We start from the raw sequence: 16,378 nt of genomic DNA on the forward strand, positions 1-16,378 counted from the left end.
GTAGGTCGTTGCCAGGCAAACAATCCCCCCTGATTTCAGACAGGGGGAATTGTTTTCAAATATCATGTCCCTGATCTTTCAGTTTTGTTCCTCGCGTGTATCCTGTTCCTTGATGGGAATGGGCTCAATCTTTTCACCGTCTTCCAAGGTGAGAGGGCAAAGAGGGGAGTTTTCTGAAAAAAAGTAAAGTAATTTTTGTCTTGACATGAAGACAGGGGCTGTGTATCATATTATTTGTCAGCACGATAAACAATACGAAATAAGTAAGTAACTTATTTTTGGATGACTTGACACGGAGAGATGTCCGAGTGGTCGAAGGAGCACGATTGGAAATCGTGTAGGCGGGCAAACCCCGCCTCGAGGGTTCGAATCCCTCTCTCTCCGCCATTTTATGAGGCTCGGTAGCTCAGTCGGTAGAGCAGAGGACTGAAAATCCTCGTGTCGGCGGTTCGATTCCGTCCCGAGCCACCACTGGCTGGTGTGGCTCAATTGGTAGAGCAACTGACTTGTAATCAGTAGGTTGGGGGTTCAAGTCCCTCCACCAGCACCATCGTAGGGGCGTAGTTTAATGGCAGAACAGAGGTCTCCAAAACCTCCAGTGTGGGTTCGATTCCTACCGCCCCTGCCATCTTCAACTTACGGTTGCAAGTTTGGATTCGATGGTTTGAATCACTTTTTCAGCCCGCTGAATCCATTTTTTATCGATGGGTTCATCTGCTGAAGGGACGGGTTTGGAGAATTGATTCACCAAAGAGCTGACAAGGCCGATATCTCCGGATTGGTCGTTTTTTGTCAGGAATTCATGTTTTATGATAAAAGGTTTACCGATTTTGACGATGGCGTCGCGTGATTCCAATTCTCCTTTGACCGTGTAAAGGGGAATGCGCAAATAGTAACGGTAACCTTGATCAGATTCCCAATCCAAAGGCTTGTCGAGATAGCCGTGGTCGTAATCATAACCACCGCCCAGATGAAAATCTTCAGGTTCCAATTGTTCTTGAAGAATTCCGTAGGGAATTTGCAAACCTTCAATTTTTGATGAAATGGTAATCACCATTGATTCCTCCTTTCAAAGTTATTGTTTGATGATCTGATTTATTTCATTCAACATGGCGGCATAGCCAAGTGGTAAGGCAGAGGTCTGCAAAACCTTTATCCCCGGTTCGAATCCGGGTGCCGCCTCCATGATGTTGTGCGGACGTGGCGGAATTGGCAGACGCGCAAGATTCAGGTTCTTGTGGTCATTTAGACCGTGGGGGTTCAAGTCCCTTCGTCCGCACCAGCTAAATATGTGCCCTTAGCTCAGCTGGATAGAGCGTCTGACTACGGATCAGAAGGTCGGGAGTTCGAATCTTCCAGGGCACGCCATAAAAAAGCAGCTAATTCAAATTGAATTAGCTGCTTTTTTTATGATTCCATTTTGGTTTTGATTTCAAGAACGGCTCTTTCATCACAGGTTGGCTTTTACTTTTGCTGTGTGGATGCTTGTCTTTCTTTTCGAAAAGCAAGGCCTGCTTTTGAAACCGTTTGAAGTCTTGATCAGGTTTTTCTTTGCTTGAAATGGTCTGCTTATTTTGGCTCCGTCGTTGGCTTTCTTGGTTTTTCACATCAGATGAATCAGATTGGTTGAGCTGATTGGATTGTTTGTCATCTTCGTCCTTGTGACGGGGGTTTAAATGAATCCATTTGAGATCGTTGTTGGTTTTCGGTTTTTTAATGATTGATTTTGTGGAGTCTTTGGACGGTTCAGGCTTGCAAGGAATCAAGTGATCAAGGAAACCTGGTTGATTCCATTCAAACTTTGGTGGCGGAAACTTCGGTTTTTGATCGTTGGATGGTACCGGATCATCCTTTTCGTAAACCGGCGTTTCTCCAACCGGATCGGCAATGGCCACAATATCCGACAAGTCATGATTTTTTGGTTCCTGTGCCGCCGGATCTTTCTTCGGAGAAGGGTTGGAAGCAGCCGGTGCCGGGTTGTTTAAATTGGTGTCAGGCTGAATGGATGTGTCCGCAGTTACCCCGTTGTTCTTTGTGGTGGCCGGCTGGTTGGACGGATCCGCTGATGCCAGCCGCCCGGATTCGTTGACTGCATGTTCTGAGATATTTGACTTTTTCTTCGAAATCAATGGTTTTTCAAGCTCGGATGCTGTCGGATAGGTTCCTTCCATTCCGATCACATATGCGGAAAAAGTCATGATCAAGCAAGCAATGCCGGCACTGGTAAACACCAGGGCTTTTCGTTTGACTTGCAAGCCGAATTCGTCGATGGAAAAATCCTCTTTGCGTTCAGGTTTACCGCGATATGTATTTTTCACGCAATGAGTCCTCCTTTATGAAAACTCGTTTATATGCTACTCTATTTTCCAGTTTTTGAACAGTCGACCAAAGTTCTATTTTTATATAATATATAAAATGGTTTTTTTAGGTTAAATATAATTATTCAAGTAATTAAAAGGAAAGCGGAGGGCGGGGAGATTCCCCGTCCCCGAGCTTTTTATGGGCAAGTTTAAAACGTGTGATCGATAATGCCGCCGCCCAGACATTTTTCATCGCGATACAGCACGACCGATTGTCCGGGGGTTACCGCACGTTGCGGTTTTTCAAATTCGACATGCAGGCAACCGTCAGCTTGCGGATGGACAAGCACTTTTTGGTCTTGTTGGCGGTAACGGAATTTGGCAGTGCATTCAAACGGCCGGTCCGGCAAATTTCCTTCTCCCAGCCAGTTGACGTCGGTTGCCGACAAACCGTTGGAGTAGAGTGCTTCATGGTCATGCCCTTGGACCACATACAAAATATTTTTCTCCAAATCTTTTTTGGCAACGAACCAAGGCTCACCGGTTCCGGAACCGCCAATGCCCAATCCCTGGCGTTGTCCCAATGTGTAATACATCAGGCCGTGATGCTCGCCGATTTCCCGGCCGTCCAGCGTGCAAATTTTGCCTGGTTGTGCCGGCAAATACTGACTGAGGAATTCGCGGAAATTGCGTTCGCCAATAAAACAGATTCCGGTGCTGTCTTTCTTTTTGGCAGTGGCAAGTCCCGCTTTTTCAGCCAGTGCACGCACTTCTTTCTTTTGCATGTGGCCAATCGGGAAGATGGCTTGCATCAAGTGTTGTTTCGGAACTGCATATAAAAAGTAAGTTTGGTCTTTATTGGGATCGGCACCGCGAACCAAATATTTGGTGCCATTTTCTTCTTTGATTTGTGCATAGTGTCCGGTGGCGATCAAGTCTGCTCCCAGTTGTTTGGCTTTTTTGAGGAAATCGCCAAACTTGATTTCCCGGTTACACATTACATCCGGATTGGGGGTGCGGCCTTTCCGGTATTCATCCAGGAAATATTGGAACACTTTTTGGTAATATTCTTTCTCGAAGTTAACCGAATAATAAGGGATGCCGATTTGTGCGCACACCCTCCGCACATCTTCATAATCTTCCGTGGCGGTACAATGACCGAATTCATCGGTGTCATCCCAGTTTTTCATAAACAGGCCGATCACTTCATATCCTTGCTCTTTCAGTAACCAGGCCGTAACCGAAGAGTCCACGCCACCGGACATGCCAACGACAACTCGAGGTTTTCTGGTCATAATGAATCCGTCCCATGCTAAAAATTGATGTATAATGCTATTTTACCCAGTGATCTCATTATAACCAATCCAAACACATTGAACAAATTTTACAGAAGGAAATGATGTCGTGTGTTGTACAAGAAAAACAATCTTTTTCAAAAGAGAAGATTGAATCCGGCTCAAGTGCTTGCCATTGGTTTTATGGTGGCGATTTTGGCCGGGAGCCTTCTCCTTTCCTTGCCGGTGGCCACCGAAAGCGGACAGCCGCTTCCATGGATCGATGCTTTGTTTACGGCAACCTCTGCCGTTTGTGTCACCGGACTGGTGGTGGTGGACACGGCGCAAACGTTCAGCACATTTGGCGAAATGGTGATTCTCCTGCTCATTCAGACCGGCGGATTGGGCATCATGACCCTCACTACTTTGTTTGCCATGATTCTGGGGAGAAAAATCGGCGTGCAGGAGCGGTTGGTCTTGCGGGAAGCATTCAATCAATTGGATTTGCAAGGCGTGGTCAACCTCGTTCTGAAAGTGTTTCTCATCACCCTGATTGTCGAGGGGGCCGGGTTTGTCGCTTTGAGTTTTTGTTTCGTCCCGGATTGGGGGATAAAGAAAGGGTTGTATTATGCACTTTTTCATGCAGTCTCCGCTTTTAACCAGGGAGGTTTTGATCTGTTTGGGGAGACCCGGGCATTTGCCGGTTTGACAGCTTATGTGCACGATCCCTGGGTCAATCTGATTGTCGGCTTCCTCGTGATTTTGGGTGGCATCGGTTTTATCGTGATCCTGGAGCTGATCCATTATCCAAAGACAAAACGGCTCAGTTTACATACCAAATTGGTGTTGACCATGACCGGCCTGCTCCTTGGCATCGGAATGCTTGTCATTTTGTTTACGGAATGGAACAATCCCCAAACCATGCAATCTTTTTCTTTGAAGGAAAAGCTGCTGGCTTCTTTTTTCCATGCGGTCACACCCAGATCCGGAGGATTTCAAACCCTGGAGTTAAGCCACATGTATCCGGCCACATTGTTTTTCACCATCCTGCTGATGTTTGTGGGGGCGTCTCCCAGCTCCATCGGGGGAGGAATCAAAACCACCACGCTGGCCGTGATTTTGCTGGCCGTTTGGACCATGATGAGGGGACGTCAGGATGTGGTGGCTTACCGGCGCCGGATTCCCACGAGTCATGTGTATAAAGCGTTGACAATTACCGTGGCTTCCTTAACGTTGGTGATCATCGTCACCATGCTCTTGGCGATCACGGAACAAACCGACATCCTGTCTGCATTGTTCGAAGCGGTTTCCGCCGTGGGGACCGTGGGGTTGTCCACCGGGCTGACCCCCCATTTGAGCGAGGTGGGCAAAGTCATTCTCATTTTCAGCATGTTTGCCGGGCGCCTCGGCCCGATCACGCTGGCACTGGCCATTGCCCGCGACATTGATCCGCCTCCTTACCGGTATCCGGAAGAACGCCCTTTGATCGGATGAAATCTTTCCCGATATTGTCGAATGAAGGCAGGCTGTTCCTATTGCGAAATCAAAGTGCATCAAGTAAGCTAAAATCAAATTGGGATGTTTTTCTCTCAGGTTGGATATATATAGATCAATGAAGAGGATAGGATAAGGAGGGCTTATGCGTATCAGCAAAAGTCGAGTCCTGCTGGCCGGCTTCCTGTTGTTGACGGCCGGGATGTCAACCGGTTGCGCGTCAGTGATTCAAAAAATCCAACAAACCACAGGCAATGAAATCGAGAAAGTGGACAACTTAACGCTGCAACAACAGGAACAAGCCAAAGAAGAGAATCCGGACGAAGGGGAAAAGGACCGGAGCATTCCCAAAAGCCCGGCTCCCCATACCGAGTTGCAGGCGATATTGAATGATGACGGGCAAGGAAGATACGCCGGGAAAAATTATGAGCGGAATGAAGTGATCAACGCTTTGCAGCAAATGCCTAAAGGCTTGTCGGATGACAAAGCTTATGCTTATTTGCTGGGGTTGGTCGGCGAAAATTATAAAGAGGATGTCGAAGCGTTTGATGCACTCACCCGTCAATCCTATAAAGCCAAAAGTGAAGCATGGCGCAATGTGAAAGACCGCTGGCTGCAAGCGGAACAGGCAGCGAAGAAATCGAAGACGCCGGAAAACAAAAAAATGAACTATGTGGTTTTACTGGATACCAGCGGAAGCATGGGAGGAAAATTGGAAGAACAACCGAAGATGGATGCGGTGAAAAAATCACTGCAACAATTGGCCAAACGGCTTCCGCAAAATACGGTGGATTTCCAGTTGCGCATTTACGGACATGAAGGGAGTCCGGAGTTGAAGGACCGGGACCGGTCATGCAACAGCACCCAAAAAATTTATGCAGGTTCCAAGTATGATCAAAAGCAGCTGGAACAAGCTTTGAGCGGGGTTCAACCGACGGGCTACAATCCCTTGGCCCTGGCCTTGTTTAAATCCCAACCGGATATGAAAAAAGGGGCTCCCGGTCAGGTGGAAAACCACGTCATTTTAATCACGGACGGTTATGACAACTGTGACGGCAATCCGGAAAAAATGGCGCAAGCGCTGCATTTGTCCGACACCGCTGCCAATGTTCACGTGATCGGGTTGGATGTGGAAGCGAAAACCGAACAGCAACTGCGAAACATTGCCGATCAAACCGGTGGGGATTATGCCACCGTCAAAAATGAAAAGGAATTGGAAAAGGTTTTGGCATCCGAAACGGACCGCTTGAAAGAAAGCCGGCAACCGTGGGCGATCCGAGCCATCAATTCGGTGCAAAAAGCCCATCACTATGATGAAGAACGCCTGCAACAATATTATGCCGATATGCAAACCAAAGTGGACCGGGAATCGGATCGACTGAAAAAAGCCAACCACTTTATCAAAGATGATCAAAAAATCGACCAGCGAACCTTTCAACAAATCCGTTCCTGGATTGAACAAAGGAATGAACAGCTGCAAAATTATATGAGACAGCAATTCGATGAAGTGGGCAACAAACTGGATGAAGATTACCGCAAAGAAGTGTCCGGATTGCTTAAAGATTGGAAAGAAGCCGGAGGGGATCCGGATCAGATCGAGCTGAAAACGGAGCAATTGATCAAAGAGGACTTGCAAGATCAAGTGAAACGCAATATGCAGATAAATACGGGAGAAAAGCCGCAACCCTGAAAAGGTGAAGGTGAAGAAGATGACAAAACCTGCTTTTGAGCTTCGCTATGACGAAGAGTTGGAATTGATGCGGCCGGTTTTGCACGTGGAATATGAAAGTTTGCCCCCGGAAAAGAAGCAGGAATTCGAATGGGCTTGCCAACAAGTGTGTGACAAAATTCCGGACCGTCTCCAACAACTTGAACAAACTTATATGGAGCTTTATGAAAAATTGAAGGATACAGAAGATGAAGAGCTCTTTTTTCAAACCAATGAGGAAATGAACGAGCTGTCCAAAAAAATCAGTGAGATCAATTTGCTTTACTTACAGATCGAAGGAACCTATTTGCACAGCAATGTTCATATGTGACGGCTCATCGGACCCGCTTTGAAGACACCTGCAAAGGGTGTCTTTTTTCGTGCATTTATATAATCTTTTCATTTGGGAAATAGATAAAACAGAGTTTATTTCTGTCGTCGGGACGATTCAGCCAGGTGAAAAGAAGATTCTTCCTTTGATTCAGCCATTTGCTTCTGTGTTAAAATAAATAATTGGGTCCTTCCAAATCCTCTAAAAGCCCGTGGTGCCCGTTGTTCCTTTTCTTCCGCACCGCCAAACCGCATTGGTTCTGCAAAGGGTGTTCTGTGTTTTGTGTTCCCAATGTAAAGTTTTTGTTAAGTTTTTTTAAACCGGAGATAAATAATTGGTTAAGTCTCAGGCTGAGGTATTTCAAAATTTCTTTTTTAAGAATATGATAATTTTTGGTTAAAAAATGGTTGATTGGGAGGAAACGATTGTGCTCTTTAACCGGTCAAAGGACAAGATTTTTTACCAAACCATGGTGGATGCCACCACCAACATCATCGAGGCCGTACAGCTGTTCCGCGAAAACGTGGAAACCTTGGAAGAAAAGGAACAATATGCGGAAAGATTGAAAGAACTGGAGCATAAGGGGGATGATTACACTCATCTGGTGATCCAGGAACTCAACAAGGCGTTTGTCACTCCTCTTGATCATGAAGACATCTTGAAATTGGTTTATTATCTGGATGATGTTTTGGACGGGATTGAAGCATGCGCCGCACGGTTTGTTTATATGCACGTCAACAAAACGACGCCTTACCTGATCCAGTATGGCGAAATCCTGGAAAAATCGGCGCGCCAGTTGCAGGAAGCATTTGTCGCACTGGAAAAACGGGATTTTGACACCATTCGCCGGATTTCCGTCGAAATCAATTCGTTGGAAAACGAAGGCGACAAATTGATGCGGGAAAGCATCAGTGCGTTGTTTGAAGAGTCGATTGACCCGATTGAATTAATCAAAATGAAAGAGATCTATCAAAAACTGGAAGGTGTCACGGATTCCTTTGAAGATGTGATGGACGTGATGGAAAGTGTGGTAATGAAGTATGCTTGATCCGTTTTGGTTATTGGTGGCAGTTGTGGTATTGGCATTGATCTTTGATTTTACTAACGGATGGCATGACACCGCCAACGCGATTGCGACGGTGGTGGGGACACGCACGTTATCCCCGTGGGCAGCCATTTTCATGGCCGCGGGATTAAACCTGGCCGGGGCCTTTTTTTCCACGGCGGTTGCCAAAGCGATCGGAAAAGATATTGTGGATCCGGAAAATGTGACATTGGTTTTGTTGATATCGGCTTTATTGGCAGTGATCATGTGGAATATCATCACCGTGTTGTTGGGACTTCCCACCAGTTCATCCCATGCCTTGATCGGCAGTTTGATCGGGGCGGTGATTGCATATAAAGGTTTTGGCGTTCTTAAAGTTCATGGAATTATTATGATTCTTGTTGCCATGTTGATTTCTCCCGTATTGGGAGCACTTTTCTCGGGAAGTCTGATCAAATTGATCCGGAAACTTTTCCAAAACATGCCCCGCTCCCGGGTGAAACGGATTTTTAAACCGTTGCAGATTGTTTCGTCTGCGTTTATGGCGTTCAGCCACGGAGCATCCGATGCGCAAAAAGCGATGGGGATCGTGGCCATGGCTTTGGTGGCGTACGGTTCATACAGTGATTTGACGGTTCCAAGCTGGGTCAAAGTGGCTGCCGGTTTGTCCATGGGTTTGGGAACCGCAATGGGCGGACAAAAAATCATTCATACCATCGGTTCCCGGTTGAGCCGTTTGGAAACGCCGCAAGGTTTTGCCGCCGAGACCGGGTCGGCTATCTTGTTGACGACGGTGGCAAAAATTGGGATTCCGGTCAGTACGACACATACCATTACGGGATCAATCATTGGCGTCGGTGCGGCGGAACGTGTCCGCAGCGTGCGTTGGAGTGTGGCCGGAAAAATCATTTATGCCTGGGTGCTGACCCTTCCGGGGACGGCTGTGATGGGCTTTCTCTTTTACCATGTCTTGAAATTTTTGGAAGGTTGATGAGGCTTGTGGCGACACAAGTCTTTTCTTTTTTATTAAAAAATAGGAACAATCTGAAACGGGGTGAAGCTTGCTTCATTTACTCTTTTTACCCAAACGTGGTATATTAATTAGAAATAAGTCATGCATCTAATAAATTCCATTAAAAGAGACTTATTCCATTTTAAGGAGGATATATTCACGTTTTGCTCCATCATCGCTGAATATACATAACGGAAAGGAGAAATGTCATGAACGTGAAACAGGAGGAGTCGGTTATGAACCAAGTGGCATGGCAGGAAGAAGTGTTAAAACGGAAAGATGAATTGTTATCAGAATTAAAAAACTTGTTGTCCATTGAAAGTGTTTTGGATGAATCCACGGCTTCCGCTCAGGCTCCGTTTGGGGAAAAAGTGGCGGAAGCACTTCATTATATGTTGGAATTGGGCAAAAAAGACGGCTTTCAAACCAAAAATGTGGACGGTTATGCCGGGCATATTGAATACGGCGACGGGGAGGACATCATCGGGGTTTTGTCCCATGTGGATGTGGTTCCGGCCGGAGATGGATGGACGAGTCCTCCGTTTCAACCCGAAATCCGCGATGGCAAATTATATGCCCGTGGTGCCCTGGATGACAAGGGCCCGACCATGGCGGCTTATTTTGCGCTGAAGATCATCAAGGATCTGGGGCTTAACCTGTCCAAAAGGATCCGGCTGATTGTGGGAGGGGATGAAGAGTCCCGCTGGCGCTGCATGTCTCATTATTTCGAGAAAGAAGAGATGCCGGTGATGGGATTCAGCCCGGATGCCGATTTTCCGATCATTGCGGCCGAAAAAGGTTTTTTGGATATCCAGGCGGTAAGATCCGGCCAAAAACCGGCGCACCAGGATGACGCATGGACGTTGGAACGGTTTGAATCCGGGCAACGCGTCAACATGGTTCCGGACGTGGCCACCGTCCGGCTGAGCGGAGACGGGGATGTCTTCGCATTGAAAGAAAAGGTTCAAGACTATCTGCTTACCCGCCAAATCCAGGGATACGCCGAAGAAAGCAATGAGGGTGTCACCATTGTGATGGAAGGGAAAGCCCATCATGGCATGGAACCGGACAAAGGGAAGAACGCAGCGCTGTTTATGGCCCGTTTCCTCGCGGAAGTTCCTTTGGATCCGGAAGGGGAGAATTATGTCCGCATGATCAATGATCTTTTTGTGGACAGTTTCTTTGGCGAGAAATTGGGTATCCAGGTGTCCGATGAATGGATGGGACCTCTTACCGTCAATGCCGGGGTTTTCCGCTTTGAAGCCGGGGAAAAACAATCAGTCCGCATCAATATCCGCTATCCCAAAAACGGCGATGCCGAACAGATTTTGCAAACGGCAGAGAAAAAATTGGCTGAATACGGTTTCCAAATTCCGGAGGCCGACCATAAGCCGGTTCATTTTGTGGATCCCGATCATCCCTTGATCCGGACGCTGACGAAAGTTTATGAAGAACAAACCGGAGAAAAAGCGGAGATTCTCGCCATCGGCGGAGGAACGTATGCCAGGGTTCTGGACACCGGCGTTGCCTTTGGTCCGTTGTTTCCGGGCAGTGCCGAAACCGCTCACCAGCGTGATGAATATATCGATGTGGATGAATTGCTGAAGGCCACTGCGATTTATGCCCAAGCCATGTATGAATTGGCGAAATGAAAACATCCCCTCACCCGGGTTGTCAGCCTGGTGAGGGGATGTTTTATTGCGAGTGAAAATGGAACATCTGATAAATGAATGAATCAGGGGAAACATCCGCAGGCAGGGGACGTTCAATCATCACCGGAACTTGTTTCCGGAGCAACGTGCGATGGATCGCCTTAAATTGGCCGGCATCATAAAGCGGTGAATTGTAACTGTTCAGGTTGTAGGCTGTTCCATCCTTAAAATGGATGTGATATTGAAGGCGGAGTTTTTCTTTCATAAACGGAAGTTGTTCCGGCTTGTAGTCCAAAACCACGTGATTGATGTCCTGCCAGCGGTAAAAATGCATGTCTTCGATGCTGAAAAAGCGGCTGTAACCAAGACCTTGGGGAGTCACGAGCAAATAATTGTCAAAGCTTAAAATCACAAGCGGGCTGCTGACCAAATAGAAAAAAGCAAACACAAAGAAACGCCTTTTTAATCGGGCGGGATGGAACCGGTTTTTGAAAAAGGAAAAGATAAAACCGACAGAGATACATAAAAAGAAAAAGACAAACCCGTAGGCGACGGGAGTTCCCATTAAGTAAATCTGCTCCGGATCCCGGTAATTCATTTGTTGCAAAAAGACAAACAAAATCCAAAACAAAATGGCAATCAGCAAACCGGACAATAACTTCAAGCATCCTTTGAGATATTTTTGCAATGGAAACAGCCTCCACGTATTAAGGTTTGTTTCGCAAGAAGGTTCGCAAGTCCTCAAGAATTTCTTTTAAATGATCCACCAGTTGATGGACATCCGATTCGGTGGTTTCCCTGCCAAAGGTGATGCGAAGGCTTTGATAGGCTTGTTCTTCACTTTTGCCCATGGCCATCAGGACATGGGAAGGGGCATGTTTCCCTGCACTGCAAGCGGAACCGCTGGAAACATAAATTTGTTTGCGGTTGAGTTCCAACAAAACGGCTTGTCCTTCGACCCCGTGAAAGCTGAGATTCAGATTGTTGGGCAACCGGTTGCTTGGATGGCCGTTTAATTCCACCCGGCCGATTTCCTTTTGGATCCGCTTCAGGCACAGATCGCGCAACCGGGTCAACCGCTGCCGTTCTTGTTCCACTTCCCGGCTCATCAAATAAGCGGCCGCTCCGAGACCGATGATTCCGGGCGTGTTTTGGGTCGCAGGACGCAGGCCTCTTTCTTGGCCCCCGCCGAAGAGAACCGGTTCAATCCGGATTCCTTTTTTGATATACAGGGCGCCGATTCCTTTGGGACCGTAAATTTTATGTCCGCTGACGGAAAGCAGGTCCACGCCCAGTTCCTGAACGGAAAAGGGGATTTTGCCGTAAAATTGCACTGCATCGGTATGAAACAAAACCGGTGTGTGGCGAAGGAGCCGGCCGATTTCTTGGATCGGTTGAAGCGTTCCCACTTCATTGTTGGCGGCCATGACACTGACCAGAATGGTTTGCTCCGTCAGGGCTTCTTTAACTTGGTCCACAGAAATTTGGCCGTATGGATCGACCGGAAGGTACGTTACCTCAAACCCTTCTCTTTCCAATTGTTTGCATGTTTCCAGGATCGAAGGGTGCTCGATGGATGTCGTAATCACATGATTTCCCCGGTTCCGGTGTTTTCTGGCTGCTCCCAAGATGGCCAGGTTATTGGCTTCGGTGCCGCTTCCGGTAAAGATGATTTCCCGCGGGGATGAAGCGTCCAGCGAGTCAGCCACCTGTTTTCTTGCCCGCTCGATCGCATCCCGGCTTCGTTGTCCGAAATCATGGATGCTGCCGGCATTGGCATATTCTGTTTGGAAAAAAGGAAGAAGGATTTCCATTACTTCCGGCCGTACGGGACTGGTGGCCCCGTAATCCAAATAAATGGGTTTCATCGATTAAACCTCCGCATTTGTAAAGCTTTCTTCACCTATTATAGCGAAAAAAAAGTACAACAGACCTTTTTTCGTGAAGTGTTCAAAACATAAAAAGAAAAAATTTGCTATTGACATTCCTTTTGTTATTGAGAAAATGAATATGAACAAATTGTTAACGTTTTTTGAAAGGACCTTATCATGATGAGACAAGTCACGACCGATTACATTGTCGTAGGGAGCGGGATTGCCGGTTTAATGACAGCGCTTTTTTTGTCTGAAACCGGAGAAGTGAAGGTTTTGACCAAAGCATGTGAAGATGCGAGCAATTCTTACCGGGCCCAAGGCGGGATCGCCGCGGCCATCGGCGAAGCAGACTCTCCCAACCTGCATTGGCAGGACACGCTGCGGGCGGGAGTGGATTTGTGTGATGAGGATACCGTGCGTTTGATGGTGAAGATGGCTCCCGATACAATCCGGTTGCTGGCCGATTGGGGAACGCCTTTTGATAAAAAGGGGAATGCCTATTTGCTGGCCAAAGAAGGGGCCCACTCGGCTTCCCGGATTTTGCGGGTGCACGGGGATTCAACCGGAGCCGGGATTACTTCCACCTTACTGCGGCAAGCTGAGCGGCAGAAATCCATTCATATGCAAACGCATACAATGGTGGCCGATTTATTGGTGGAAAACGATACTTGCCGCGGGGTGATTGCGCTGGATACCGATCAGGAGCCGACGTGTTATCTGGCCCGGAAAGGGGTGGTGTTGGCGACGGGAGGATGCGGCCAAGTCTTCAAGTATACGACCAATGACTTGGTGACCACCGGTGACGGTTTTGCGATGGCGCATCGTGCCGGCGTGCAATTGACGGACATGGAGTTTATCCAGTTTCATCCGACGGCACTGGCTGTCGACCAAAATCCGATGTTTCTCATTTCGGAAGCCGTGCGGGGCGAAGGCGCCGTTTTGGTGACGGAGTCGGGAGACCGGTTCATGGAGCGGTATCACGAATTAAAAGATCTGGCTCCCCGGGATGTGGTGTCCAGGGCCATTTACACCGAAATGCAGCAAGGGAAACAAGTGTATTTGGATGCCAGACATTTGAAAGGGAAATTTGCCCGACGGTTTCCTGCCATTTACAAAGAATGCCGCAAAGCCGGGATCGATCCGGAGCGTGAATGGATTCCCGTCCGGCCGGCCGCGCACTTTATCATGGGAGGCATCAAAACCGATTCTTACGGACGGACTTCCCTCCCGCGGCTGTTTGCATGTGGGGAAGTGGCTTGCACGGGTGTTCACGGCGCCAACCGCCTGGCGAGCAATTCTTTGCTGGAAGGAACGGTTTTTGCGCAGCGGGTGGCGAAAAAGCTGTCATCTTACGAAGAGCAGTCCACAACGATGCAACTTCCTTCGCAATATCCTCGTTTGTGCCAAGATAAACAAACGGAAGAAAAAATCAAAAAGGAAATCCGGCAGGTCATGTGGGATCACGCAGGCATTGTCCGCACATCGGAAGGCTTGGCTGAAGGGCTTTCCAAGCTGAACCGGTTGTCGGATTCGGGACACGTTTTGCCGGGGATGTTTGAATTGAGAAATATGTTAACAACTGCACAATTGGTGATGAAGGCAGCCCGGTGGCGCGAAGAGAGCAGAGGGGGGCATTACCGTCGTGATTTTCCGCAAACCATTCCGGAATGGGCGGAAAAACACAAAGTGATCCAAGGGGGGATTTCATCGTGAATTGGATAGCATTAAAGCAATGGATTCGTGAAGTATTGAACGAAGACATCGGTGTCGGCGATCTCACAACAGAGGCGCTGGTGCCGGAGGATCATCAAAGTTCTTGTTTGTTTATTGCCAAACAAGATGGGGTGATTGCCGGTTTGCCGGTGGCGGAAGCCGTGTACCGGGAGTTGGATCCCAAAATGAAGTGGGAATGGCTGGTCCGGGAAGGGGACCGGGTGAAAAAAGGAACGGCGATCGCCCGGATCACCGGACCGACCCGCGCCATCCTGACGGGTGAACGGGTGGCGCTGAACCTCTTGCAACGGATGTCGGGCATTGCCACGATGACCCGGCAGTTGGTGGACCGGTTGGAAGGCCTTTCGTGCCAGGTGCTGGACACAAGGAAAACGACACCGGGGCTGCGGCAGTTGGAGAAGTATGCTGTCCGTGTCGGCGGCGGTACCAATCACCGGTTTGGATTAAGCCACGGCGTGATGATCAAAGACAATCACATTGCGATGGCTGGAAGTCTGGCGGCGGCGATTGAACGGGCCCGCAAACATGTCGGGCACATGGTGAAAATCGAAGTGGAAGCCGATACCTTGGAACAAGTGGAAGAAATTTTAAAGCATGATGTGGATGCGATTTTGCTGGACAATATGGATTTGGACACACTGCGGGAAGCCGTTCGTTTGATCGACGGCCGGGTATGGACCGAGGCATCCGGAGGGATCACGCCGGAAACGATCCGCCCGATTGCGGAAACCGGGGTGGATGCGGTGTCGCTCGGTTGGCTGACGCATTCGGTTTCTGCACTTGACATCAGTTTGGATTTTGGGGAGGAGGCATCTCGATGATGGATACCATGTTGAATTACTTGGATCAAGATTTGCCGGAGGTTTACCGCTCCATGTCCGGGCGGGAACTGGACGAACGGATTCAAAAGGCAAAAAAAGCGCTGGGGGATGATTTGGTGATCCTCGGCCATCACTACCAGCGGGATGATGTGATTCAATATGCCGATTACCGCGGGGATTCCTTGCAATTGGCCAAGACGGGCGCGAAGCAGAAAAACGCCAAATATATCGTGTTTTGCGGGGTGCATTTTATGGCCGAGACGGCCGATACGTTGGCGGCCCCGGGGCAAACCGTGATTTTGCCGGATCTGCGTGCCGGTTGTTCCATGGCGGATATGGCGGATATTGAAGAAGTGGAAGAAGCATGGGATGTTTTGCAGGAAACGTTTCAAGACACGGTGATTCCGGTCACTTATGTCAACTCCACGGCCGCGATCAAGGCTTTTGTCGGAAAGCACGGCGGAACCACCTGTACGTCTTCCAATGCGAAGCAGGTGTTGGACTGGGCCTTCCGCCAAAAGAAACGCGTGTTTTTCCTGCCGGATCAACATCTGGGGCGCAACACCGCTTATGACCAATTGGGCATTCCCTTGGAAGAAATGGTGGTTTGGAATCCAAAAGATGGAAAGTTTGAGGAGCAAAGAGGGCCGTTGGATTCGGTGCGCATGATCTTATGGAAAGGATATTGTTCCGTGCACCAAAAGTTCACTCCTGAACAAGTGCACCGCATTCGCAAACGGGATCCGGAAATGAAAGTGATCGTCCATCCGGAATGTTCTTTTGATGTGGTGCAACTGGCAGATGATTCCGGTTCGACCAGCTATATCATCAAAGTGATTGAAGAAGCACCGGCCGGAAGCCGCTGGGCCATCGGCACCGAGGTCAATTTGGTGCAACGGCTGGCCCAGGAACATCCCGACAAGCATATTGAATTGTTGAGCACGACGATGTGTCCCTGCCTGACCATGAACCGGATTGACCGTCCCCATTTATTGTGGGCGCTGGAAAGTATCTTGGAGGGAAACCCGATTCATGTCATCAAAGTGGATGAGGAAACCAAACATTGGTCCAAGGTTGCGTTGGACCGGATGTTGACCGTTTGATAAAAAAAGAAGGAGAAACTGGTGTTTCTC

The 16,378-nt window shown here is 48.4% G+C and carries 14 protein-coding genes and 7 tRNA genes; 16 read left to right on the forward strand and 5 right to left on the reverse strand.

Features of this window, described 5'->3' with window-relative positions; all coding sequences use genetic code 11:
* The first annotated feature begins 294 nt into the window (after positions 1-294).
* The 4 genes from H1R82_RS06645 (at position 295) to H1R82_RS06660 (ending at position 628) form a co-directional block, all read left to right on the forward strand.
* Positions 295-387, forward strand: a tRNA-Ser gene (locus H1R82_RS06645).
* Positions 388-395: 8 nt separating this feature from the next.
* Positions 396-471 (forward strand) — tRNA-Phe (locus H1R82_RS06650).
* Positions 472-474: 3 nt separating this feature from the next.
* A tRNA-Thr gene (locus tag H1R82_RS06655) sits at positions 475-550 on the forward strand.
* A 4-nt stretch (positions 551-554) separates the two neighbouring features.
* A tRNA-Trp gene (locus H1R82_RS06660) sits at positions 555-628 on the forward strand.
* Between the two features lie 3 nt (positions 629-631).
* On the opposite strand, the gene H1R82_RS06665 is transcribed toward H1R82_RS06660, so the two are convergent.
* Positions 632-1,054: a YugN family protein gene (locus H1R82_RS06665; protein WP_181731193.1), complete on the reverse strand. Its 423-nt coding sequence runs from the start codon at positions 1,052-1,054 to the stop codon at positions 632-634.
* A gap of 57 nt (positions 1,055-1,111) precedes the next feature.
* On the opposite strand from H1R82_RS06665, the gene H1R82_RS06670 reads away from it, so the two are divergent.
* The 3 genes from H1R82_RS06670 (at position 1,112) to H1R82_RS06680 (ending at position 1,368) form a co-directional block, all read left to right on the forward strand.
* Positions 1,112-1,185 (forward strand) — tRNA-Cys (locus tag H1R82_RS06670).
* A gap of 9 nt (positions 1,186-1,194) precedes the next feature.
* Positions 1,195-1,282: transfer RNA gene (locus tag H1R82_RS06675), tRNA-Leu, on the forward strand.
* A 9-nt stretch (positions 1,283-1,291) separates the two neighbouring features.
* Positions 1,292-1,368, forward strand: a tRNA-Arg gene (locus H1R82_RS06680).
* A gap of 26 nt (positions 1,369-1,394) precedes the next feature.
* On the opposite strand, the gene H1R82_RS06685 is transcribed toward H1R82_RS06680, so the two are convergent.
* Positions 1,395-2,318, reverse strand: a complete 924-nt coding sequence (locus H1R82_RS06685) for a hypothetical protein (protein WP_181731192.1) — start codon at positions 2,316-2,318, stop codon at positions 1,395-1,397.
* A 191-nt stretch (positions 2,319-2,509) separates the two neighbouring features.
* Positions 2,510-3,595: a tRNA 2-thiouridine(34) synthase MnmA gene (gene mnmA / locus H1R82_RS06690; RefSeq protein WP_181731191.1), complete on the reverse strand. Its 1,086-nt coding sequence runs from the start codon at positions 3,593-3,595 to the stop codon at positions 2,510-2,512.
* A gap of 114 nt (positions 3,596-3,709) precedes the next feature.
* Between mnmA and H1R82_RS06695 the strand changes: the two genes are divergently transcribed.
* The 6 genes from H1R82_RS06695 to pepV all read left to right on the forward strand — a co-directional run bounded on the left by H1R82_RS06695 (position 3,710) and on the right by pepV (position 10,816).
* The gene (locus H1R82_RS06695; protein WP_374189117.1) at positions 3,710-5,068 is read left to right on the forward strand and encodes a TrkH family potassium uptake protein; all 1,359 of its coding nucleotides are present in this window, start codon (positions 3,710-3,712) and stop codon (positions 5,066-5,068) included.
* Positions 5,069-5,213: 145 nt separating this feature from the next.
* Positions 5,214-6,758, forward strand: a complete 1,545-nt coding sequence (locus H1R82_RS06700) for a vWA domain-containing protein (protein WP_181731190.1) — start codon at positions 5,214-5,216, stop codon at positions 6,756-6,758.
* Positions 6,759-6,777: 19 nt separating this feature from the next.
* Positions 6,778-7,107, forward strand: coding sequence for a hypothetical protein (locus H1R82_RS06705; protein ID WP_181731189.1), 330 nt, complete (start codon positions 6,778-6,780; stop codon positions 7,105-7,107).
* Between the two features lie 427 nt (positions 7,108-7,534).
* Positions 7,535-8,155, forward strand: coding sequence for a DUF47 domain-containing protein (locus H1R82_RS06710; RefSeq protein ID WP_181731188.1), 621 nt, complete (start codon positions 7,535-7,537; stop codon positions 8,153-8,155).
* A complete protein-coding gene (locus H1R82_RS06715; RefSeq protein WP_181731187.1) occupies positions 8,148-9,143 on the forward strand; it encodes an inorganic phosphate transporter in 996 nt (331 codons plus the stop codon). Before H1R82_RS06710 ends, H1R82_RS06715 begins: the two co-directional genes overlap by 8 nt.
* Before the next feature lie 257 nt (positions 9,144-9,400).
* Positions 9,401-10,816, forward strand: coding sequence for a dipeptidase PepV (gene pepV, locus H1R82_RS06720; protein ID WP_181731186.1), 1,416 nt, complete (start codon positions 9,401-9,403; stop codon positions 10,814-10,816).
* A 43-nt stretch (positions 10,817-10,859) separates the two neighbouring features.
* On the opposite strand, the gene H1R82_RS06725 is transcribed toward pepV, so the two are convergent.
* Complete coding sequence (locus H1R82_RS06725) at positions 10,860-11,504, reverse strand: hypothetical protein (RefSeq protein ID WP_181731185.1); 645 nt, start codon at positions 11,502-11,504, stop codon at positions 10,860-10,862.
* A gap of 19 nt (positions 11,505-11,523) precedes the next feature.
* Positions 11,524-12,684: a cysteine desulfurase family protein gene (locus H1R82_RS06730; RefSeq protein WP_181731184.1), complete on the reverse strand. Its 1,161-nt coding sequence runs from the start codon at positions 12,682-12,684 to the stop codon at positions 11,524-11,526.
* A gap of 180 nt (positions 12,685-12,864) precedes the next feature.
* On the opposite strand from H1R82_RS06730, the gene H1R82_RS06735 reads away from it, so the two are divergent.
* Genes H1R82_RS06735 through nadA form a run of 3 tightly spaced genes read left to right on the forward strand, consistent with a single transcriptional unit; the run spans position 12,865 to position 16,348 of the window.
* Entirely contained in the window at positions 12,865-14,403 is a 1,539-nt protein-coding gene (locus H1R82_RS06735) for an L-aspartate oxidase (RefSeq protein WP_181731183.1), read from the forward strand.
* Positions 14,358-15,245, forward strand: coding sequence for a carboxylating nicotinate-nucleotide diphosphorylase (gene nadC / locus H1R82_RS06740; RefSeq protein ID WP_181731182.1), 888 nt, complete (start codon positions 14,358-14,360; stop codon positions 15,243-15,245). The genes H1R82_RS06735 and nadC overlap by 46 nt, the downstream gene beginning before the upstream one ends.
* Complete coding sequence (nadA, locus tag H1R82_RS06745; protein ID WP_181731232.1) at positions 15,236-16,348, forward strand: quinolinate synthase NadA; 1,113 nt, start codon at positions 15,236-15,238, stop codon at positions 16,346-16,348. The genes nadC and nadA overlap by 10 nt, the downstream gene beginning before the upstream one ends.
* The last annotated feature ends 30 nt before the right edge of the window (positions 16,349-16,378 follow it).

It is taken from the genome of Thermoactinomyces intermedius, from assembly GCF_013912365.1.
In the GTDB taxonomy this organism is placed as follows: Bacteria; Bacillota; Bacilli; order Thermoactinomycetales; family Thermoactinomycetaceae; genus Thermoactinomyces; species Thermoactinomyces intermedius.

Coding starts and splice junctions, on each gene's coding strand:
- H1R82_RS06735 (WP_181731183.1), top strand. CDS start 12,865: ATGATGAGACAAGTCACGACCGATTACATTGTCGTAGGGAGCGGGATT.
- nadC (WP_181731182.1), top strand. CDS start 14,358: ATGGGCGGAAAAACACAAAGTGATCCAAGGGGGGATTTCATCGTGAAT.
- H1R82_RS06730 (WP_181731184.1), bottom strand. CDS start 12,684: ATGAAACCCATTTATTTGGATTACGGGGCCACCAGTCCCGTACGGCCG.
- H1R82_RS06700 (WP_181731190.1), top strand. CDS start 5,214: ATGCGTATCAGCAAAAGTCGAGTCCTGCTGGCCGGCTTCCTGTTGTTG.
- pepV (WP_181731186.1), top strand. CDS start 9,401: ATGAACCAAGTGGCATGGCAGGAAGAAGTGTTAAAACGGAAAGATGAA.
- H1R82_RS06705 (WP_181731189.1), top strand. CDS start 6,778: ATGACAAAACCTGCTTTTGAGCTTCGCTATGACGAAGAGTTGGAATTG.
- H1R82_RS06715 (WP_181731187.1), top strand. CDS start 8,148: ATGCTTGATCCGTTTTGGTTATTGGTGGCAGTTGTGGTATTGGCATTG.
- mnmA (WP_181731191.1), bottom strand. CDS start 3,595: ATGACCAGAAAACCTCGAGTTGTCGTTGGCATGTCCGGTGGCGTGGAC.